General features: G+C 61.9%; 22 protein-coding genes. 16 read left to right on the forward strand and 6 right to left on the reverse strand.

Features of this window, described 5'->3' with window-relative positions:
* The first annotated feature begins 71 nt into the window (after window positions 1–71).
* From ACSQ2A_RS16330 to sdhA, 4 genes are all read left to right on the forward strand, one after another.
* Complete coding sequence (locus tag ACSQ2A_RS16330) at window positions 72–287, forward strand: DUF1674 domain-containing protein (RefSeq protein WP_295412942.1); 216 nt, start codon at window positions 72–74, stop codon at window positions 285–287.
* 556 nt (window positions 288–843) lie between these two features.
* On the forward strand, window positions 844–1,230 hold the full coding sequence (gene sdhC / locus ACSQ2A_RS16335) for a succinate dehydrogenase, cytochrome b556 subunit (protein ID WP_436073088.1): 387 nt from the start codon (window positions 844–846) through the stop codon (window positions 1,228–1,230).
* 2 nt (window positions 1,231–1,232) lie between these two features.
* Window positions 1,233–1,625, forward strand: coding sequence for a succinate dehydrogenase, hydrophobic membrane anchor protein (gene sdhD / locus ACSQ2A_RS16340; protein ID WP_436073089.1), 393 nt, complete (start codon window positions 1,233–1,235; stop codon window positions 1,623–1,625).
* A gap of 5 nt (window positions 1,626–1,630) precedes the next feature.
* Window positions 1,631–3,442, forward strand: coding sequence for a succinate dehydrogenase flavoprotein subunit (gene sdhA / locus ACSQ2A_RS16345; RefSeq protein ID WP_295412934.1), 1,812 nt, complete (start codon window positions 1,631–1,633; stop codon window positions 3,440–3,442).
* Here sdhA and ACSQ2A_RS16350 read toward each other — a convergent pair.
* On the reverse strand, window positions 3,436–3,573 hold the full coding sequence (locus tag ACSQ2A_RS16350) for a hypothetical protein (RefSeq protein ID WP_436073090.1): 138 nt from the start codon (window positions 3,571–3,573) through the stop codon (window positions 3,436–3,438). The genes sdhA and ACSQ2A_RS16350 overlap by 7 nt on opposite strands.
* 65 nt (window positions 3,574–3,638) lie before the next feature.
* On the opposite strand from ACSQ2A_RS16350, the gene ACSQ2A_RS16355 reads away from it, so the two are divergent.
* The 5 genes from ACSQ2A_RS16355 to ACSQ2A_RS16375 all read left to right on the forward strand — a co-directional run bounded on the left by ACSQ2A_RS16355 (window position 3,639) and on the right by ACSQ2A_RS16375 (window position 5,948).
* Window positions 3,639–3,788, forward strand: a complete 150-nt coding sequence (locus ACSQ2A_RS16355) for a hypothetical protein (RefSeq protein WP_436073091.1) — start codon at window positions 3,639–3,641, stop codon at window positions 3,786–3,788.
* Window positions 3,785–4,327 carry an AprI/Inh family metalloprotease inhibitor gene (locus tag ACSQ2A_RS16360; RefSeq protein WP_436073092.1) on the forward strand — a complete coding sequence of 181 codons (543 nt, stop codon included), beginning with the start codon at window positions 3,785–3,787 and terminating at the stop codon, window positions 4,325–4,327. Before ACSQ2A_RS16355 ends, ACSQ2A_RS16360 begins: the two co-directional genes overlap by 4 nt.
* Before the next feature lie 2 nt (window positions 4,328–4,329).
* On the forward strand, window positions 4,330–4,761 hold the full coding sequence (locus ACSQ2A_RS16365) for a DUF3052 domain-containing protein (RefSeq protein ID WP_436073093.1): 432 nt from the start codon (window positions 4,330–4,332) through the stop codon (window positions 4,759–4,761).
* A complete protein-coding gene (locus ACSQ2A_RS16370) occupies window positions 4,758–5,078 on the forward strand; it encodes a hypothetical protein (RefSeq protein WP_295412925.1) in 321 nt (106 codons plus the stop codon). The genes ACSQ2A_RS16365 and ACSQ2A_RS16370 overlap by 4 nt, the downstream gene beginning before the upstream one ends.
* 87 nt (window positions 5,079–5,165) lie before the next feature.
* A complete protein-coding gene (locus ACSQ2A_RS16375) occupies window positions 5,166–5,948 on the forward strand; it encodes a succinate dehydrogenase iron-sulfur subunit (protein ID WP_295412924.1) in 783 nt (260 codons plus the stop codon).
* Between the two features lie 263 nt (window positions 5,949–6,211).
* Here the strand turns inward: ACSQ2A_RS16375 and ACSQ2A_RS16380 are convergent, their stop codons facing one another.
* From ACSQ2A_RS16380 to ACSQ2A_RS16395, 4 genes are all read right to left on the reverse strand, one after another.
* On the reverse strand, window positions 6,212–7,672 hold the full coding sequence (locus ACSQ2A_RS16380; RefSeq protein ID WP_436073094.1) for a hypothetical protein: 1,461 nt from the start codon (window positions 7,670–7,672) through the stop codon (window positions 6,212–6,214).
* Window positions 7,673–7,756: 84 nt separating this feature from the next.
* The gene (locus ACSQ2A_RS16385) at window positions 7,757–8,719 is read right to left on the reverse strand and encodes a DMT family transporter (protein WP_436073095.1); all 963 of its coding nucleotides are present in this window, start codon (window positions 8,717–8,719) and stop codon (window positions 7,757–7,759) included.
* A gap of 225 nt (window positions 8,720–8,944) precedes the next feature.
* Complete coding sequence (locus tag ACSQ2A_RS16390) at window positions 8,945–9,874, reverse strand: tyrosine recombinase XerC (protein ID WP_436073096.1); 930 nt, start codon at window positions 9,872–9,874, stop codon at window positions 8,945–8,947.
* A gap of 47 nt (window positions 9,875–9,921) precedes the next feature.
* Window positions 9,922–10,098, reverse strand: coding sequence for a hypothetical protein (locus ACSQ2A_RS16395; RefSeq protein WP_295412918.1), 177 nt, complete (start codon window positions 10,096–10,098; stop codon window positions 9,922–9,924).
* Window positions 10,099–10,222: 124 nt separating this feature from the next.
* Between ACSQ2A_RS16395 and ACSQ2A_RS16400 the strand changes: the two genes are divergently transcribed.
* The 7 genes from ACSQ2A_RS16400 to ACSQ2A_RS16430 all read left to right on the forward strand — a co-directional run bounded on the left by ACSQ2A_RS16400 (window position 10,223) and on the right by ACSQ2A_RS16430 (window position 19,956).
* Complete coding sequence (locus tag ACSQ2A_RS16400) at window positions 10,223–12,391, forward strand: primosomal protein N' (RefSeq protein WP_436073097.1); 2,169 nt, start codon at window positions 10,223–10,225, stop codon at window positions 12,389–12,391.
* A gap of 237 nt (window positions 12,392–12,628) precedes the next feature.
* Window positions 12,629–13,189, forward strand: a complete 561-nt coding sequence (locus ACSQ2A_RS16405) for a F0F1 ATP synthase subunit delta (protein WP_295412914.1) — start codon at window positions 12,629–12,631, stop codon at window positions 13,187–13,189.
* Entirely contained in the window at window positions 13,189–14,724 is a 1,536-nt protein-coding gene (gene atpA, locus ACSQ2A_RS16410) for a F0F1 ATP synthase subunit alpha (protein ID WP_295412913.1), read from the forward strand. The genes ACSQ2A_RS16405 and atpA overlap by 1 nt, the downstream gene beginning before the upstream one ends.
* A gap of 22 nt (window positions 14,725–14,746) precedes the next feature.
* Window positions 14,747–15,631, forward strand: coding sequence for a F0F1 ATP synthase subunit gamma (locus ACSQ2A_RS16415; protein WP_295412910.1), 885 nt, complete (start codon window positions 14,747–14,749; stop codon window positions 15,629–15,631).
* Between the two features lie 21 nt (window positions 15,632–15,652).
* A complete protein-coding gene (atpD, locus tag ACSQ2A_RS16420) occupies window positions 15,653–17,092 on the forward strand; it encodes a F0F1 ATP synthase subunit beta (RefSeq protein WP_295412909.1) in 1,440 nt (479 codons plus the stop codon).
* Between the two features lie 86 nt (window positions 17,093–17,178).
* Complete coding sequence (locus ACSQ2A_RS16425) at window positions 17,179–17,601, forward strand: F0F1 ATP synthase subunit epsilon (RefSeq protein ID WP_295412906.1); 423 nt, start codon at window positions 17,179–17,181, stop codon at window positions 17,599–17,601.
* 201 nt (window positions 17,602–17,802) lie between these two features.
* Window positions 17,803–19,956: a methyl-accepting chemotaxis protein gene (locus tag ACSQ2A_RS16430; RefSeq protein ID WP_436073098.1), complete on the forward strand. Its 2,154-nt coding sequence runs from the start codon at window positions 17,803–17,805 to the stop codon at window positions 19,954–19,956.
* A 1-nt stretch (window position 19,957) separates the two neighbouring features.
* Here the strand turns inward: ACSQ2A_RS16430 and ACSQ2A_RS16435 are convergent, their stop codons facing one another.
* Window positions 19,958–20,644, reverse strand: coding sequence for an aspartate/glutamate racemase family protein (locus ACSQ2A_RS16435; RefSeq protein WP_436073099.1), 687 nt, complete (start codon window positions 20,642–20,644; stop codon window positions 19,958–19,960).
* Window positions 20,645–20,650: the final 6 nt, after the last annotated feature.

Consider the following 20,650-nt stretch of genomic DNA (forward strand, 5'->3'; position numbering starts at 1 on the left):
TTCGAACAATTATGTTGTGTGGCGAAGCGTTCCCTGCAAGCGCATGACCATATTGTAATGCGAACCCGACCATGACCGATAGCACAACGCCGGAAGAACTTCCGGTAGAAGCCGAACCCAAAATTCTCACCCCCGCCGCCAAGCGCGCCCTTGCCGAGGCTGAGGCGCGCCGCAACGAGATCGACGCCGCCAGCGCCATGGCGCCCAAGGAAAAGGGCGGCCGCGGTGGCTTGGAGCCCGGTCGCTATGGCGACTGGGAGATCAAGGGGCTTACCAGCGATTTTTAGAGGGTCCTATGGCGCCATAGGGTTTTGCTGCGGGCCAAACCTCAACCAATCAGTCGTCACCACCCGGCTTATCCGAGTGGTCCGTACGGAGGCGAAATGGATTGCCGGGACAAGCCCGGCAATGACGATGGGTGAAACATAGCGCCACCCTCCCACAACCTCGCTATCTCCCGGCTAGTCTGGGCCCTCTCTCTAGCGATCGCCAAAAAAGCGGCCGTCACCCTCGGGCTTGACCCGAGGGCTCCCCACTTTCTGTGTCATCGCCAAGTGAAGCGTCCTCGGGTCAAGCCCGAGGATGACGAGCGGCGGCTAGTCGAACACAGGCGCTCTTAGCCGACGGCTGGGCGTCCTCACCAAGATTCCGATCTCCTTACCCTATCCCCCGCGCGTCCCGCGAACATTCTGTGCGATATACGAACAAAGTGCGGTATTCGCCACCAATGCGGCACGCGTGCCGGAAACGTCTTTGATTTCGTAACAATTGGCCGCTAGTAATCTCGAACTATTCCAAACTGGACGTTGCCCCCGGCGTCCACCCAAGGCCCCGGAAAGTCCCATGTCGGTCAGAGCCCGCCCCACATCGCCGCACCTGCAGATCTATCGCTGGACCATTACCATGGCCATGTCGATCTTCCATCGCGCTACCGGCATTGCCAATTATGCCGGCATGGCCCTCTTGGCGATCTGGCTGGTTGCCGCTGCTGCCGATCAGGAAGCGCTCAATCTCGTCAATCTGGTCTATGGCAGCTGGTTCGGCCAGCTCGTGCTTTTCGGCTTCACCTGGAGCCTGGTGCATCACATGCTCGGTGGCCTGCGCCATTGGGTCTGGGATTTTGCCGCGATGATGGAGCCCGGCCAGCGCGAATTGATGGCCTGGGCCACGCTCGCCGCCTCGGTGGTCATCACCCTTCTTATCTGGACCGTCTTTGTGTGGATGGCTTGAACATGCGCGAAACCGTCATCACCCCCGCTGTGATCGCCAATCCCAAGACCCATTACGGCGATGCGAAAGCCTCGACGCGCCACTTTATTACCCAGCGCGTCACCGGCCTGCTCAACGTCCTCTTCCTTGGGTTTCTGCTGTTCATCGTCGTGCGCCTTGCCGGGCAAGACCGCGCCGACATGATTGCCGTGATCGGCAATTTCTGGATCGGCGTGCCGCTGGCGCTGCTGATTGCCATAGCCGCCGTGCACATGCGCAATGGCATGCGCGATACGCTGGAAGACTACTTCCATGGCTCCATGTATCGCCTGACCATGCTGCTCAACACGCTCTTCTGCCTGATCGTCGGCCTCGCCGGCGCTGGCGCCGTGCTTAAAATCGTCTTCTGGGGTTGATCAAAATGGCCAATTACGAACTGATCGACCACGAATTCGACGTGGTGGTGGTTGGCGCTGGTGGCGCGGGTTTGCGCGCGACGCTGGGCATGGCCGAGCAGGGTTTTAATACCGCCTGCATCACCAAGGTTTTTCCCACGCGCTCGCATACCGTGGCGGCGCAGGGCGGCATTGCAGCTTCGCTGCAGAACATGGGCCCCGATAGCTGGCAGTGGCACATGTACGACACCGTAAAAGGGTCGGACTGGCTGGGCGACAACGACGCCATGGAATATCTGGCGCGCGAGGCGCCGGCTGCGATCTACGAGCTCGAGCACTACGGCGTCCCCTTCAGCCGTACTCAAGATGGCAAAATCTATCAGCGCCCGTTTGGCGGTCACATGACCGAATTCGGCGATGGCCCGCCGGTGCAGCGCACCTGTGCCGCCGCCGACCGTACCGGCCACGCCATCCTCCACACGCTCTATGGCCAGTCGATCAAGAACGATGCGCAGTTCTTCATCGAGTATTTTGCCCTCGACCTGATCATGGGCGAAAACGGCGAGTGCCAGGGCGTCATCGCCTGGAAGCTCGACGATGGCACGCTGCACCGCTTCCGCGCGAAAATGGTGGTGCTGGCGACGGGCGGTTATGGCCGCTCCTATTTCTCGGCGACGTCGGCCCATACCTGCACCGGCGACGGCAATGGCATGGTCGCCCGTGCCGGCCTGCCGCTGCAGGATATGGAATTCGTGCAGTTCCACCCCACCGGCATTTATGGCGCCGGCGTTCTCATCACCGAGGGCGCGCGTGGCGAGGGTGGCTATCTCACCAATTCCGAGGGCGAGCGTTTCATGGAGCGCTATGCGCCCAACGCCAAGGATCTTGCCTCGCGCGACGTCGTTTCGCGCTGCATGACGCTCGAAATCCGCGAAGGCCGTGGTGTTGGTCCCAACAAGGACCATATCTACCTGCACCTCGATCACTTGGATCCAAAGGTGCTGCACGAGCGCCTGCCCGGGATCACCGAATCGGCCAAGATTTTCGCCGGTGTCGATCTCACCCGCGAGCCGATCCCGGTGCTGCCGACCGTGCACTACAATATGGGCGGTATTCCCGCGAACTATCACGGTGAAGTCCTCAACCCGACGCCGGAAGACCCCAACCGCATCGTGCCGGGCCTGATGGCCGTGGGCGAAGCGGCCTGTGCCTCGGTGCACGGCGCCAATCGCCTGGGCTCGAACTCGCTCACCGACCTCGTGGTCTTTGGCCGCGCCGCCGCTATCCGCGCCGGCCAGGTCATGGACAAGGCCGCGCCGATCCCCGGCATTAATGCCGCTTCGGACGCGAAAATCCTTGCCCGCTTCGATCGCCTGCGCAACGCCAATGGCAGCCAGCCGACGGCAAAACTGCGCGACGAGATGCAGCGCACCATGCAGGCCGATGCCGCCGTGTTCCGCACCGATGCCTCGCTCAAAAATGGCGTCACTGCCATGACCGAGATCTATTCGCGTCTGGGCGATGTGAAGGTCACGGATCGCTCGCTGATCTGGAATTCGGATCTCGTCGAAACGCTCGAACTCGAAAACCTCATGGCCTGCGCCATGGCGACGGTGGTTTCGGCCGAAGCCCGCCACGAAAGCCGCGGCGCCCATGCCCATGAGGATTTCCCCAGCCGTGACGACGTCGAATGGCGCAAGCACACGCTGGCCCTCGTCGATATCGAGACCGGCAAGGTGGAGCTCTCCTATCGTCCGGTGATCGTCGATCCGCTGACCCCCTACGACCAGGGCGGCATCGACCTCAAGAAGATCGCGCCCAAGGCGCGCGTTTACTGAGGACATAAAGCATGTGCCAGCAGTGCCAGGGGTTTGACGACGACGACGATATCGACGCGCTCGCTCATGCCTTTGTTCTGCGCCACGGCAAGGCGGAGCCGGCAGAACCGGCCCCGCAGAATCAAAACCATGCATTGCTCAACCGCCAGGGCGCGCCTCAGGCCGCCCCTGCCGCAAAGAAAGTAGCGCGCTAGTCATGTGCCACCTCTGCGAAGAGCGCAGTTATGACGGGTTTCGCCATTCGGCGCCGCATCAGGCGCCCGAAGGCAAGGCCAAGCCTACTGCCAAGGGCGAGACGCCCGGCCGCACGCCTGATGCGCCACCAGTGGGCGGGGCGGCGAAATGATCCGCACGCTTCTCGCTTTCGGTGCGCTTCTGACGCTGGCTGGCTGTTCCACCGGCTCCTTTTCCATGGCGTCCAATGCGCCACCGGCTCCCGGAAATTTCGGCCAGACCCAGCAGACCGCGTTTGGCAGCAATGGCATGGCGACCACCAATAGCCAGATCGATCCGGTGACGGGCCAGCGCGTTGTCACCGGCGGCAGTTTTTCCGTTGGTACGGCCCCCGCCTCGCCGGCCATGACCAATGCCATGATTGGCAACTGGACGCTGTCGGACAGCTATTCGCGCAATTGCACCCTGTCCTTCAGCGTCACGCCGCTGGCCGGCACCTCGGGAGCGCTACAGGCCAATCAGACCGGTTTCTGTTCAAACGAATTTTCCGCCCTCGCCGGCTGGATGGTGGCCGGCAACGGCGTCGTCCTTACCGATGCTTCGGGGCAGTTGCGCGGCCAGCTGGTTGCCGACAATGCCGGGGCGTATCTGGGCACCGTCAACACCATGTTCGGGCCGACCACGGTCAAACTCAGCCGGGGCGGGGTTTGAGCATGAGTGGTCTGGCAGGATATTCGGGCACGCCATTGGCGCAAAAACTGGGTTTGAAGGATGGGTTCCGCGCCCTCTTCATCGACCTGCCTGTCTCGCTGACCGGTCTCACGACCTCGCGTGCCTTTGCCGAATCCTCGCGCATCACTATTGAGCAGCTCGACGACGCGCAGCAGGGCTACAACTTCATCCACCTCTTCACCGCCAGCCGCGCCGTGCTCGAAAAGCTGGCGCAGCCGTTGATGGGGCTGATCGCTCGCGACGGCATGATCTGGGTGAGCTGGCCGAAAAAGGCCAGCAAGGTCGAAACGGACATTACCGAAGATACCATTCGCGAGATCGTCCTGCCGCTTGGACTCGTCGACGTAAAAGTCTGCGCGGTGGACGAGATCTGGTCTGGCCTCAAACTCGTGATCCGGAAGGATGCGCGATGAATTTTCCCACGCTCCATGGAGTGACCATGCACAAGCTGATCCTGGCCCTGCCGCTTCTCGTTGCCGGCGCGCTGCCCGCCTTTGCCGCGGCGCCGACTGCAGCGCAGAAGGAAGAGTTTTATTCGGTCTGCATGGGCATTGCCCAGGACGCGACCCTTTGCGGTTGCAAGGCCGATGCGGCCATGACGCTGATCGACGAACGGTTCATGGGCGTCGTCATTGCCTCGATGAAGGGCGGCTCGCCCGCTGCCGGGGAATATGACGCCTACAATACCTACGTCGCCAAATCGAACCAGGTCTGCAAGCCCAACTACTGATTGCGACCCCACTGCCGCCCCAAAAGGGCAGCGAGACGAAATTGAAGTGCCGGGTTGAGCGGCGTTTCGGAAGGAAGAGTTGAGAAAATGGCCGAACTGACTTTGGGCAAGGCCGACCGGCCGCAAAAGGGCAAGACCTGGGCTAAACCGGAAGGCGCCACGCGCCTCCGCGAGTTCCATATCTACCGCTACGATCCGGACAAGAACGAGAACCCGCGCATCGATACCTATTTCGTTGATCTCAACGATTGCGGCCCGATGATCCTCGACGCGCTGCTCTATATCAAGAACAAGGTCGATCCGACCCTGACCCTGCGCCGCTCCTGCCGCGAAGGCATTTGCGGCTCGTGCTCGATGAACATCAACGGGCTCAACACCCTGGCTTGTACCAAGGGCATGGACGACTCTTCGGGCCCGGTGAAGATTTACCCGCTGCCGCATATGCCGGTGGTGAAGGATCTCGTGCCCGACCTCACCAATTTCTACGCCCAGCACCGCGCCATCGAGCCGTGGCTCAAAACCACCTCGCCCACGCCGCAAAAGGAATGGACGCAGTCAGTTGAAAACCGCGCCAAGCTCGACGGCCTCTATGAGTGCATCCTCTGCGCCTGCTGCTCGACCTCGTGCCCGTCCTATTGGTGGAATGGCGAAAAGTATCTCGGCCCGGCAGCTTTGCTGCAGGCCTATCGCTGGCTGATCGACAGCCGCGACGAAACCACGTCCGAGCGCCTCGACAATCTTGAAGACCCCTTCAAGCTCTATCGCTGCCACACCATCATGAATTGCGCAAAGGTCTGCCCCAAGGGCCTCAACCCCGCCAAGGCGATCGCCCAGATCAAGAAGATGATGGTCGAGCGCAAGGCTGCGTGATTTTAAGGTTTTTTCGGAATTTGGGCCCGCGGCGCTGCTGCGGGCCTTTTTGTTTGGGGGGCTAAGAGCGCGTCCATCACCCTACCGTTTCTCCCTCCGTCGTCATTGCCGGGCTTGTCCCGGCAATCCATCTCGCCTCCGCATGGACCACCGGGACAAGCCCGGTGGTGACGACCAAAAGGAGCGGAGCTGCCTGCACCTCGCTCCAAACAAAAAGCGGCGGAGCTTTCGCTCCGCCGCTCAAATTTCCGAACTGAAAAACCTCAGCTCTCAATAAGAACGATCGTGCCGGCTTCATAAGCCGCCTTGCAGTCGTCGGCGTCGGCCAGGCGATCGCTGTCGAGCAGCGTCGTTGCGGTGCCCGGGCCTTCGAAGCGCGGATCGTCGCATTCGTCGTCATTGGCGTAAGACGAAGAATTGTCGCCAAAGTCGATGTCCGAGCCGTCATAGGGCGCGCCGGCCGCGTATTCCGGCGTGTAGACGAGGCGGATCGCGATCGCGCCTTCCTCGAGCAGGGTCCGGCAGTCGGTGGCGTCGCCCATCACGTCTTCCGAGAGCAGTTTCTTGTCAACGCCAGCGCCTTCAAAGCGCAGGTCGTCGCATTCGCCATCATTGGCCCATTTGGAGAAGTCGGAACCAAAATCGAAGGCAGCGGCCTGCTGTTCGCCATTATAGGTGGCGCGGCCCGCTTCCACGGCCTCGCGGCAGTCGGTGGCGTCCTTCTTGATGTCTTCGGCGAGCGTGGTGCTGGCAACGCCCTTGCCGGTGAAGCGCGGGTCGTCGCATTCGCCGTCATTGGCCCATTCGGAGGAGTCATTGCCATAGTCGATAGCGGCAACGGTGGAGGAACCGCCGTCCTTGAGGGTGACCGTGCCGGCTTCGAATGCGGCCTGGCAGTCGGTAGCGTCCTTCATGCGGTCTGCATCGACCAGTTCATCAGCGGTGCCAGTACCTTCAAAGCGCGGATCGTCACATTCGCCGTCCTTGGCCCATTCCGAGGAATCATCGCCAAAATCGATATCGGCGAGGGTCGCAACCGCGGTCGAGCCGCCATCCTTGAGGGTGACCGTGCCGGCGTCGAAGGCGGCCTTGCAGTCCGTTGCGTCTTTCATCAGGTCGGCATCGACCAGTTCGGTCGCAGCGCCTTCACCGACAAAGCGCGGGTCGTCGCATTCGCCATCCTTGGCCCACTCCGAGGAATCATCGCCAAAGTCGATCTCGGTCGTGGCGACGGCCGTGGTCGAGCCGCCATCCTTGAGGGTGACGGTGCCGGCCTCAAAGGCGGCCTGGCAGTCGGTCGCGTCCTTCAGGCGGTCGGCATCGACCAGTTCGTCGGCGGTGCCGGTGCCTTCAAAGCGCGGGTCGTCGCATTCGCCGTCCTTGGCCCATTCCGAGGAATCATCGCCAAAGTCGATCTCGGTCGTGGCAACGGCCGTGGCCGCGCCACCATCCTTGAGGGTGACCGTGCCGGCTTCGAAGGCGGCTTTACAGTCGGTGGCATCCTTCATCAGGTCGCTATCAACCAGTTCCGATGCAGCGCCCTCGCCGGTAAAGCGGGGATCATCGCACTCCCCGTCCTTGGCCCAGTCGGAGGAATCATCGCCGAAATCAATCGTCGACGCAGCATTGGTAGAGTGTTTCTGGGCCAGGCTCGGCATGGTCATGCCGGCCATCAAGGCGAGGCCAAGCAAGCTTCCCGCCATGACGTGACTAATCGCGCGCATCGGTTGTCCCTCCGGTTTTGCACCCTCGTTCTGCGGCGAGATTACAGCGGCTTTGCGGCAGTCCAAAGCGCAAATGCTGTCGATTTATTCTGCGCGCGAGCGACTTTGCCTATCCGTGCGGGCAAAGAGCCAGGAGCCGAGCAGAACCAGACCCGTGCCCAGGGCATGGACCCAGGTGAAAGCCTCACCAAGCACGGCTACGGCCAGCACAATGGTGACCACGGGACCGAAGGACGCGGTGGCCGAGGTTGCCCGTGCCCCGATGCGCGCAATGCCGCCATTGAGCAGGAAGGAGGGCAGCACCGTGCCAAAGATGCCCAGCATCAGGCCGATGCCCCAGATGTTGGGAGTAAAGCCGGCATAGGTAGCTGGTCCGTCGACGACAAGACTCTGGCCGATGGCGAGCACGGCAGCGGTCGACATGCCGACGCAGGTGAAAAGCATGGTGCCCAGCACCAGCATCTGCCGTTTGGCCAGGTGCTGGTAAAAGGCAAAGGTCAGGGCCGAACCGAGCACGAGCAGCGTGCCGAGCACCAGCCCATCCGGCTCGACGCTCAGATTCCAGGCAAAGATCACCATCAGGCCCGAATAACTCACCAGCATGGCCGGCACGAGCTTCCAGTTCATCCGGTCGCCAAAGAACCAGACCCCGAACAGCAGCACGAAGAAAGGATAGGTGAAGAGCACCAGCCGCTCATATTGCGCCGAGACGAAATTGAGACCCGCAAAATCGAGATAGCTCGAGAGATAATAGCCCAGCGCGCCCACGCTCATGGCGCCGAGCAGTTTTCCGGGTGTCATCATTCCGCGCAGCTTGGTGTTGCGCAGCAGGAGCATCGCCAGAATGACGAGATAGATCGGCAGCGCCATCATCATGCGCAGGGCAAGGGTTGCTTCCACCGACACGCCCTGAGCAAAGGCGAGTTTTATGAAAACGCCCTTGGTCGAAAACAGCGCGGCGCCGGCAAAGGCGAGGCCATAACCGAGCAGGTCGATTCTTGGCTGGGTTTCGGCTGTCGATGGAGAGGCAGTCTCGGGGGCACTCATGGAGGTTGCTCTTTTTCTGGCCCGCCCATGGTCTCCTGCCGGACACCGCAAGACGCGGGCCGGGTTGCCAAATGCTGGATATCAGCCTTCGGTCCGCGCCCTGATGGGTCGGATAAGCGAAATCAGCGAAAGCGAAATCTGCGGGCGTGAAGACATGATGTATCAATAGTACCCATGGGTACGCTTGAAAAGGCGGAGTGCGATGAATCCGTCCAGCGCAGCGCTTTAGCCGCGCGGATGGGCCTTGGCATAGCTTTCCATCAGCCGCTCGGTGTCGACGGCGGTATAGATTTGTGTCGTCGAGAGGCTCGCATGGCCCAGCAATTCCTGGATGGCGCGCAGGTCGCCGCCTTTTCCCAGGAGGTGCGTGGCAAAGGAGTGGCGCAGCGCATGCGGTGTCGCCGAGGGCGGGAGGCCGAGGGCAGAGCGCAATTGCTCCATCCGCTTCTGGATCAATCGCGGGGAGAGAACGCCGCCGCGCACGCCGCGAAAGAGCGGGTCCTCAGGCCAGAGCTTGAAGGGGCTGAGTTTGAGGTACTCTTCAATCGACTGCCGCACCGGAGAAATCAGCGGCACCATACGGATCTTACCGCCCTTGCCGGTCACCCGCAGCACATCGCTTTCGAGGTCACCCTTGGTCAGCGCCAGCGCTTCGGAAATACGCAGACCCGCGCCATAGCAAAGCGAAATCACGGCCATGTCGCGCGCTGCGACCCATGGCTCGGCTTCCATTGCATCGACCGCGGCAATGGTTTGCTTGGCTTCTACCACTGTCAGCGCCTTGGGCAGCGAGCGTGGAATTTTGGGTGTGCGAATGGCGTTAAAGGCTTCGGTCGCCAGCACGCCCTCGCGCTCCAAAAAGGCAAAAAAGCTTTTGAGCGCCGAAAGCACCCGCGCCAGCGAGCGCGAGCCCAGAGTTTCGGCGCGGCGCTGCGCCATGAAGGCCCTGACATCGGCGGCGCGCAGGTCTTTCAGCGATTGCAGCGTTATCGGCCCGCCCATATGGCCGGCGAGAAAGCTCATGAACTGGCCGAGATCGCGGCCATAGGCTTTGAGCGTGTTTTCCGCCAGGCGTTTGACCGATCCCAGCTCGCGCATCCAGTGCGAAATCTGGGATTGGACAAAGGCATCGGTGGCAAAGGCGCTGTCGGTCATGGGTGCGAGTCTATACCCGGCGGGTTACCGATCTCTAGCCGCACGGTCTAGTGCGGCCAGCGCGGCTCGTCGGGCGGTGGCGGCAGGCCCAGGTCACTTCGCAGCCGCGACGGCACCGGCAGGCGGCGCGGCCGGGCCATATTGATCAGCCAGTCATAAAGGCTGGCATTGCGGGCAATGGCAACGAGATCGCCGGCCTCACGCCGATTTTCACTTCCAATCATGACGTCCTCCTGTTCTTTTCCTCCCAAGAACATTAAGTGAACGCTGTGACAGGGTCTGTCAGCATGACAAGGCGGACCGAATCGCTTGCAATTCCCATGGGTCGATGCGAACCGAACGCTAGAGATGCAGACGCGGATGGACATTGTTGCGGTAATGGTGGGGGTGGCTGTCGACGGCCCCTATAGCTATCGCGTGCCCGAACATATGGTGGTCGAGCGCGGCTCCATCGTCGCCGTGCCGCTCGGGCCTCGTCTCATCCTCGGCGTCGTCTGGGGTGCGCCCAAGGACAATTTTGCGCATAATCGCCTGCGCGACATTGCTCAGGTTTTTGATGTGCCGCCGCTGTCCGAAGAGCTGCTCAAGCTCGTTGAATGGGTGGCCAAGTATACGATCACGGCGCCCGGACAGGTCCTGCGCGGCGTGCTGCGTTCGCCCGAAGCGCTCGATGCACCAAAGCCGGTCATTGCCTATCGCCGCACGGGTATTGAACCCGAAAAGCTGACGCCGGCCCGTCTCCGCGTGCTCGACGCCCTGATGGATGACATGGCCTGGCCCAAGGCGGCTCTGGTTGGCGCATCAGGCGTTTCGACCTCTGTCATCGATGGCCTCGAGCGGGCAGGGGCGTTGGAAAAACTCGAAATGCCGGCCCCGCCCGTAGTCCTGCCGCCCGATCCCGCGGCGGCGCCGTCAAAACTCAATCCCGAGCAGCAGGCCGCGCTCGACAATATTTTGGCGCTCGATCCACACCGGTTCGGCGTCGCTCTTCTCGATGGCGTCACCGGCGGTGGCAAGACCGAGGTTTTCTTCGAGGCGGTGGCCGACACACTGCGCGCCGGAAGGCAGGCGCTTATCCTCCTTCCAGAAATCGCGCTCACCAACACTTTTATTGACCGTTTCACTCGCCGCTTCGGCACCCGCCCGGCCGAATGGCATTCGGATATGACGCCAGTGCAGCGCTCAAAGGTCTGGCGTGGCGTGCTGGAGGGGACCGTGCGCGCCGTGGTCGGCGCGCGCTCGGCGCTGTTCCTGCCGTTCCGCGAGCTGGGCCTGCTGGTGCTCGATGAAGAGCATGACGGCGCCTACAAACAGTCTGAAGGGTTTACCTATCACGCCCGCGACATGGCGGTGGTTCGCGCCCAGTTTTCGCAGGCGCGCGTCGTCCTCTCCTCGGCGACCCCCTCCGTCGAATCGCGAAACAATGCCAATCAGGGGCGCTATGCGCATGTGCGGCTCGAAAGCCGTTTTGCCGAAGCGGCCATGCCCGACATTACCGCCATCGACATGCGGATCGACGGACCAGAAAAAGGCTCGTGGATTGCGCCGTCGCTCGCCCGCGAGGTTTTTGCGGCACTCGATCGTGGCGAACAGGCACTGCTGTTCCTCAATCGCCGCGGTTATGCCCCGCTAACCCTCTGCAATGCCTGCGGCCATCAATACAAATGCCCCGACTGTTCGTCCTGGATGGTCGAGCATCGGTTCCGTGGCGTCCTCATGTGCCACCATTGCGGCCATGAGGTGCGGACGCCAAAACACTGCAACGAATGCGGGCAGGTCGATAGTCTCGTTCCCGTCGGTCCCGGCATCGAACGCGTCGCCGAAGAAGCGGCCGCCCGTTTCCCCAATGCCCGTCGTGTCCTGCTCTCCACCGATATGGGCAGCCACGCCCAGCTGCGCGAACGCTTTGCCGAGGTCGAGCGGGGTGAATACGACCTCATCATCGGCACGCAACTGGTCTCAAAGGGCCACCATTTCGAAAAGCTTTCGGTCGTCGGCGTGCTCGATGCCGATCTCGGGCTCGCACATGGCGATCCACGTGCGGCGGAAAAAACCTTCCAGATCCTGACCCAGGTCGCCGGCCGCGCCGGTCGCGCCTCCCGCCACGGCAAGGCATTTTTGCAGACCTATCATCCCGATCATCCGGTGATGAAAGCCATGGTCTCGGGTGATCGCGAGGCATTTTACGCGCAGGAAATCCTGGCGCGCGAAGCCGGCGGCATGCCGCCCTTCGGACGCCTTGCGGCGCTGATCGTCTCGGCCAATGAGCACGACAACGCCACCAACTTTGCTCGCCTGCTGCTCTCGGCGGCGCCCATGGCGGATGGCGTCAGGCTGTTCGGTCCTGCCGATGCGCCTGTTGCCATGATCCGGGGCCGTCATCGGGTGCGGCTCCTCGCGCAGTCGGGGAAGGATTTTGATCTCTCGGGCTATGTCCGCTTCTGGCTGTCGAGCGCCGAAAAGCCCAAGGGCGATCTCAAGATTCAGGTCGATATTGACCCCATGAGCTTCATGTAGCCCGTCGCGGGAAAAAGCTTGCTTGTCCCCATCACAAGCCTGCGACATTTTCGCCGCAATTGAATCGTGCCACCCAGCCTTGCAAGGCCCGCTTGGCTTGTGTTAGAGCGAGCCCGACTTGAAGGGGTCCGGCTAGGGGTAGTCCGACTTGGGCCTCATTTCCGGACACGTCCAAAGCGTTGAATAAGCCGTCCTGATCCATGTTCAGGGAACGGCAACAGAGAGGGTGAAGCGACATTGGCAGCGCAGAATTCAGTGCTTACCCAGATCGCGCGGCCATATGCGTCGGCGCTGTTTGACCTCGCTCAGAGCGAGAATCAGCTGGCCTCGGTCGAAACCGGCCTTTCCGATATTTCCCGCCTCATCGGCGAAAGCGACGATTTCTCGCGCTACCTGCACTCCCCGGTCATTTCGGGTGACGTGAAGGCTGCTGCGCTCGACGCGATCCTCGGCAAGGCAAAGGTCAACCCGCTGGTTGCCAACTTCCTGCGCCTTGTGGCGCGGAATGGTCGCCTCTTCGCGCTCGACAATATCATTGTCGGTTTCCGCGAGCTGGCCGCTGCGGCCCGTGGCGAAACCACTGCCGAAGTCACTTCGGCGACCCCACTGACGGCGGACCAGGCTGCGGCCCTGAGCGAGACGCTCAAGACCAAGCTCGGTAAAACCGTCACGCTCAATCAGTTTGTCGATCCCTCGCTGATCGGCGGCCTTCAGGTGAAGGTCGGCAGCCAGATGATCGATTCTTCAATCAAGACAAAACTCGCTGCGATGAAGATCGCCATGAAAGAGGTCGGATAATGGACATCAAAGCCGCGGAAATTTCTGCGATCCTCAAGGACCAGATCAAGAATTTCGGCCAGGAAGCCCAGGTTTCGGAAGTCGGTCAGGTGCTCTCCGTCGGTGACGGTATTGCCCGCGTCTACGGCCTCGACAAGGTGCAGGCCGGTGAGCTCGTCGAGTTCCCGGGTGGCATCAAGGGCATGGCGCTGAACCTCGAAACCGACAATGTCGGCGTCGTGATCTTCGGCAATGACCGCTCGATCAAGGAAGGCGACGTCGTCAAGCGTACCGGCGCCATCGTGGATACCCCGGTTGGTCCCGGCCTCCTCGGCCGCGTGGTCGACGGCCTCGGCAACCCGATCGACGGCAAGGGCCCGATCGTGCACACCGAACGTCGCCGCGTCGACGTCAAGGCTCCCGGCATTCTGCCGCGCAAGTCGGTGCACGAGCCGATGTCGACCGGCCTCAAGGCCATCGACGCTCTGATCCCGATCGGCCGTGGCCAGCGCGAGCTCGTCATTGGCGACCGCCAGACCGGCAAGACCGCCATCATTCTCGACACCTTCCTCAACCAGAAGCCGGCTCACGATGCCGACGCTTCGGACACCGACAAGCTGTTCTGCATCTATGTCGCCGTTGGCCAGAAGCGTTCGACCGTTGCCCAGTTCGTGCGTCAGCTCGAAGAATCCGGCGCCCTGCAGTACTCGATCGTGATCGCGGCTACCGCATCCGATCCGGCTCCGCTCCAGTACATCGCGCCGTTCACCGGCTGCGCCATCGGCGAGTGGTTCCGTGACAACGGCAAGCACGCCGTTATCGCCTATGACGATTTGACCAAGCAGGCCGTTGCCTACCGTCAGATGTCGCTGCTGCTGCGCCGTCCGCCGGGCCGCGAAGCTTACCCGGGCGACGTTTTCTACCTCCACAGCCGTCTGCTCGAACGCGCTGCCAAGATGAACGAAGACCACGGTCTTGGTTCGCTGACCGCTCTGCCTGTCATCGAAACCCAGGCAAACGACGTGTCGGCCTATATTCCGACCAACGTGATCTCGATCACCGACGGCCAGATCTTCCTTGAAACCAACCTGTTCTTCCAGGGCATCCGTCCTGCCGTGAACGTGGGTCTCTCGGTTTCGCGCGTTGGTGGCTCGGCTCAGGTCAAGGCGATGAAGCAGGTTGCAGGCTCGCTCAAGGGCGAACTTTCGCAGTACCGCGAAATGGCCGCCTTCGCCCAGTTCGGGTCGGACCTCGACGCTGCAACGCAGCGCCTCCTCAACCGTGGTGCGCGTCTCACGGAACTCCTCAAGCAGCCCCAGTTCTCTCCGCTCAAGACCGAAGAACAGGTTGCCGTGATCTTTGCTGGTGGCCAGGGCTATCTCGACAGCGTTGCGGTCAACAAGGTCCAGGACTTCGAAAAGCATGTTCTGTCGAACCTGCGCTCCAAGCATGCCGACCTGTTGAAGACCATCGCGGTCGAAAAGCAGCTCAGCGACGACACCCGTGCCAAGCTGAAGTCGGCTCTTGACGATATCAAGAAGACCTACGCGGCCTGAGCTCTGAAGGAGACGACAGGCAATGCCGTCGCTAAAGGACCTTAAGAATCGGATCGACTCGGTCAAGTCGACCCAGAAGATCACCAAGGCCATGCAGATGGTCGCGGCGGCAAAGCTCCGTCGCGCCCAGGAAGCTGCCGTGGCGGCCCGCCCCTATGCCGAGCGCATGGAGCAGGTGCTCTCGAGCCTGGCTGCCGTCTATGACGGCCAGGCCGATGCCCCCGTCCTGCTGGGCGGCAATGGCAAGGACCAGGTGCATCTTCTGATTGTGGCGACCGGCGAGCGTGGCTTGGCGGGCGGCTTCAATTCGTCGATCGCCCGTCTGGCACGTGACCATGCCCTGAAACTTCTGGGCGAAGGCAAGACCGTCAAGTTCCTGACGGTTGGCCGCAAGGGTCACGATATCCTCAAGCGCCAGTTTGCCGACAAGATCATCGAGACCATCAGCTATCGCGAAGTCAAGAATATCGGCTTTGCGCAGGCCTCTGAAGTCTCCCAGAAGGTGCAGGCCCTGTTCGCTGCTGGCGAATTCGACATTGCCACCCTGTTCTTCGCCAAGTTCAACTCGGTGATCAGCCAGGTGCCGCAGGCCGTGCAGATCATCCCGGCAAAGATCGAAAAGACCGAAGGCCAGGGCGATGCGTCCGCTGCCGTCGTCTACGAATACGAGCCGAGCGAAGAAGCGATCGTGGAAGACCTGCTGCCGCGCAATATCAGCGTGCAGATCTTCCGGGCCATGCTCGAAAACGGCGCTTCCTTCTACGGTGCGCAGATGTCCGCCATGGACAATGCGACCCGCAATGCCGGCGAAATGATCAACAAGCTGCAGCTGAGCTACAACCGCCAGCGTCAGGCCCAGATCACCAAAGAACTCATCGAAATCATTTCTGGCGCGGAAGCGCTCTAACCCATCAGCGAGGACGAACAAATGGCAGAAAAAAAGGCCGGTCGCGTTTCGCAGGTCATTGGCGCCGTCGTTGACGTGGTGTTCGACGATCACCTGCCCGCCATCCTGAACGCACTTGAAACCACCAACAACGGCCAGCGCCTTGTGCTGGAAGTTGCCCAGCACCTCGGCGAAAACGCCGTGCGCACCATTGCCATGGACACGACCGAAGGTCTGGTTCGCGGCACTGAAGTGACCGACACCGGTTCGGCTATCACCGTTCCCGTGGGCGATGCCACTCTCGGCCGCATCATGAACGTGACCGGCGAGCCGATCGACCAGGCCGGCCCGATCACCACGACCGACAAGCGCGAAATCCACCAGGAAGCGCCGTCCTTCGCCGAACAGTCCCCGGAAGCCCAGGTGCTCGTCACCGGCATCAAGGTCGTCGACCTCATCGCTCCCTATGCGCGTGGCGGCAAGATCGGCCTCTTCGGCGGCGCCGGCGTGGGCAAGACCGTTCTCATCCAGGAACTGATCAACAACGTCGCCAAGGCGCACGGTGGTTACTCGGTGTTCGCTGGCGTTGGTGAACGTACCCGCGAAGGCAACGACCTCTATCACGAAATGATCGAATCGGGCGTGAACAAGGATCCGCATGAGAACGGTGGCTCGGCCGCTGGTTCCAAGTGCGCCCTCGTGTTCGGCCAGATGAACGAGCCCCCCGGCGCCCGTGCCCGCGTTGCTCTGACCGGTCTGACCGTTGCAGAAAACTTCCGCGACCAGGGCCAGGACGTGCTGTTCTTCGTGGACAACATCTTCCGCTTCACCCAGGCCGGCGCCGAAATGTCGGCTCTCTTGGGTCGTATCCCGTCCGCCGTGGGTTACCAGCCGACGCTGTCGACCGACATGGGCGCGATGCAGGAACGCATCACCACCACGAACAAGGGTTCGATCACCTCGGTGCAGGCCGTTTACGTGCCCGCCGACGACTTGACCGACCCTGCACCGGCAACGACCTTCGCTCACCTTGACGCGACGACCGTTCTCAACCGCGCCATCTCGGAAAAGGGTATCTACCCGGCCGTTGACCCGCTGGCTTCGAACTCGCGTATTCTCGATGCCAACGTTGTCGGCGTCGAGCACTACGAGACCGCCCGCCAGGTTCAGGCGATCCTGCAGAAGTACAAGGCTCTGCAGGACATCATCGCCATCCTCGGCATGGACGAACTCTCCGAAGAAGACAAGCTGACCGTGGCCCGCGCCCGCAAGATCGAGCGCTTCATGTCCCAGCCCTTCGACGTGGCTGAAGTCTTCACCGGTTCGCCGGGCGTGTTCGTGCAGCTCGAGGACACCATCAAGGGCTTTGCTGGCCTCGTGAAGGGTGACTACGACCACCTGCCCGAAGCTGCCTTCTACATGGTCGGCACCATCGAAGATGCCGTCAAGAAGGCCCAGAAGCTCGCCGCTCAGGCTGCTTAATTTTTGCAACTTGGGCTCGCCGCTTGCGGCGGGCCCAGCGCATAAGCCCGATGTTTCGGGTTTTCTCCGCTTAAGGGACCAAAAAAATGGCTGAAGGCCTCAAGATCGAGATCGTGTCGCCCGAACGTCTGCTGGTTTCGCAGACCGTGCAGTCGGTCAGCGTGCCGGGTACCGAGGGCTATTTCACCGTCATGGCCGACCACGCGCCCTTCATGACCACGCTGCGTCCCGGTTTCATCACCGTGACCGGTGACAATGCATCGGAAGTTTTCTTCGTCCGCGGCGGCTTTGCCGACGTCTCGCCCGCCGGCCTGACGATTTTGGCCGAAGAATCCGTGCCCTTCTCCGAATTCGACCATTCGGACCTGCAGGCGCAGATCAAGGCTGCCGAGGAAGAACTCGCCCGGGCCGAAACGCCCGAGGACAAGTCCTATGCCCAGCAGTTCGTGAGCGCCCTGCTGAACCTGGCGCTCGAAGCCCAGCAGCTCAATGAAGGTCACGTCCACTAAGGGACGCCGACTGGATACAGTTTTTGAAGGGCCGCCCGCAGGGGCGGCCCTTTTTGTTTCCCTCTTCTGCGAGCCTTGCCTAGAATTTGAGCAAGCCATTGGCACTGCGTGATTATGCGCCTTAGGCAAGCTTCAGTTAACGTTTCTATCGCAGTCTTTTCCGCAACGGCGTTGGGACGCCGATGTCTTGCGGGGACCTGCATGTTTTCCATCCTCAGCCATCTGCGACTGACCGTGGTTATTGCGGCCATGTCGATCATCGGCATTCTGCTCGCCGGCGTCACCATTCTGGGCGCACTCTTTGTCACGCTTTCGAGCACAGTCAGCAGCGATGCCGAGGACGCCATCCGCTCCTCGACCCGCATTGCCGCGCAAATCTTTCAGGTCAATCTGCCCAATCTCGAAGTGGTCGTGGACGGCTCGGGCAATGTCGAGACGCTGACCGGCCGCAGCATGCCGCGCTTCCGCACCAATGACATGATCGATGCCATTGCCGGCGTCGCCGGGCAGGATGTCGCCATCTATGTGTTTGACCCCGAGCAGTCTCCCGACCTTGTCGTTGGCACGACCAGCCTCATTGACGATACGGGCGAGCGTCTGCTCGATCAGCCCATCGCCGCAGGAACCGCGCTCCATGCCGCGCTCCTCGCCAATAGGGCCGTGACCGAAAGCGGCGAGATCGCGGGCGCGGGTTACTTTCTTCGCTATCAGCCGATCGCCAGGGAGGACGGCACGGTCATCGGCGCGCTGATGGTTGCCGTGGCCCGTGCGCCTATCGAGGCGGTGCTCAATCGCTCCATGCTCGTGCTGGCGGGCATTGTGGCGCTGGCCGTGCTGGTCCTCGGTCTTGCCGCGTTTCTGGTTTCCCGCGCCATTACCCGGCCCATTCCGCGTCTCTCCGAAGCCATGGCGGCGATTGCCGAGGGCGATCTCGCTCATGCCATTCCCTATCTCAGGAATGGCAATGAACTGGGCCTGATGGCGCGAACGGTCGAGGTCTTTCGCGCCAATGCAGCTGAGAAAGCCGTGCTGGACGCGCAGGCCCGTCAGCACCTCGCCGAGGCGGCCGACCATACCGGGCAATTGCAGGCCATCTCGCGCTCGCAGATCGTGGTGGAATTCAATCTCGACGGCACGGTGGCCGGTGCCAATGCCAACTTTCTCAGTCTGCTCGGCTACCGCCTTGAGGATATTGCCGGCCAGCCCAATGCGCTCTTTCTCTTCGATACCGATCCCAGGAGCCAAAGCTACAGGCAGTTCTGGCTCGATCTGGCAGGCGGAGAATTCAAGAGCGGCGAATATCGCCGTCGTAGCCGCGATGGACGCGAGGTCTGGATCCAGAGCACTTTTACCCCGATCTGCGACGAAACCGGTCGGGCCTACAAGATCGTGCAGTTCGCAACCGACGTAACCGCGCGAAAGCAGTCGGTGGCGGCGCTCGGGGCTGGGCTGAAGCGTCTTGCCGATGGCGATCTGACCGGTGGCATTGCGACGCCTTTCCCGGTCGAGTTCGAAGACCTGCGCCTGGCGCTCAACGCGACCGTGGAGCGCTTTGCCGATGTCATGCACCAGTTGCAGACAACAGCCAGATCGCTGCGCGTGGCCGGTGGCGAATTGCTGAGCGGCGCCAACGACCTTTCCGACCGCACGACCCGCCAGGCCGCTACCATCGAGCAGACTTCGGCGGCCATGGAAGCGCTGGCCGGTACGGTGGTCGAGAATGCCGGCCGCGCCGAGGAGGCTGCTCACAAGACCGCCTCGGTCGCCAGCGTGGCCCAGCAGAGCGGCGCCGTGATGAGCGAAGCGACGGAAGCCATGCAGCGCATCACCCACTCTTCCGGCCAGATTGCCAATATCATCGGGCTGATCGACGACATCGCCTTCCAGACCAATCTTCTCGCGCTCAATGCTTCGGTGGAAGCGGCGCGGGCTGGCGAAGCGGGCAAAGGGTTTGCCGTCGTAGCCGTCGAAGTGCGGCGCCTCGCCCAATCGACCGCCCAGGCTTCGTCCGAGGTCAAGCAATTGGTCGAAAAGAGCGGCAGCGAGGTTCGGAGCGGCGAGGAACTGGTGGCGGCGGCCGGCAACAAGCTGATGCAGATGCTCGACGTCATGCAGCAGAATACTGCACTTGTCGGCGCCATCGCCAAGGCCAGCCGCGAGCAGGCCGCCGCCATCGGCGAGGTCACCACATCCATTCACACGCTCGATGAGGTTACCCAGCACAACGCGGCCCTGGTGCAGGAAACCCATGCCGCCATCGAACAGACCGAGGCCCAGACCCAGGCCCTCGACCGCATCGTCGATATTTTTCAATTGGAGACGGCTGCGCTGTCGCGCAAGCAGCGCGCAGCGTGACTTAGGCCAGCGCCGCGCCCACCAGTGCGCGGGCGTGCAGGTCCGTCGTATCGAAGACCGGCAGAGGGCTGACGGAATCGTCGATCAGCATGCCGATCTCGGTACAACCCAGAATGACCGCCTCGGCGCCCCGCGCGGCGAGGCGGCTGATGGCGTCGACATAGATTTTTCGCGATTCCTCGCGAACGATGCCGCGGCAGAGCTCGTCATAAATGATGCCGTTGAGATTGGTGCGGTCCACCTCGGGAATGAGCGCGGTCAGGCCGCGCTGTTCCAGCCGTTCGCGATAAAAGCCCATTTCCATGGTGAAGCGCGTGCCCAGAAGGCCAACTGTCGTATAGCCATCCGCGAGCAAGGCGTCCGCCGTCGGATCGGCAATGTGCACGAATGGCGTATCGACGCCGGCCATCATCTGTTCGGCGACGAGATGCATGGTGTTGGTCGCAAGCCCGATCACCTCGGCCCCGGCCGCTTTCAGTCGCAGTGCCGAGCGATTGAGCAGCGCACCCGCCTCGTCCCATTTTCCCTCTGATTGCAGCTCCGCAATGGGCGCAAAATCGAGCGAATCCACGAGGACCGGCGCCGAATGGAGGCCACCCAGCCGCGCCGCCGTCTCCTGGTTGAGAATGCGATAGTAGTGCGCCGTTGATTCCCAGCTCATGCCGCCGATAAGGCCGATGGTCTTCATGATTTT

The sequence above is a fragment of the Devosia sp. LjRoot3 genome, assembly GCF_964252865.1.
Taxonomy (GTDB): domain Bacteria; phylum Pseudomonadota; class Alphaproteobacteria; order Rhizobiales; family Devosiaceae; genus Devosia.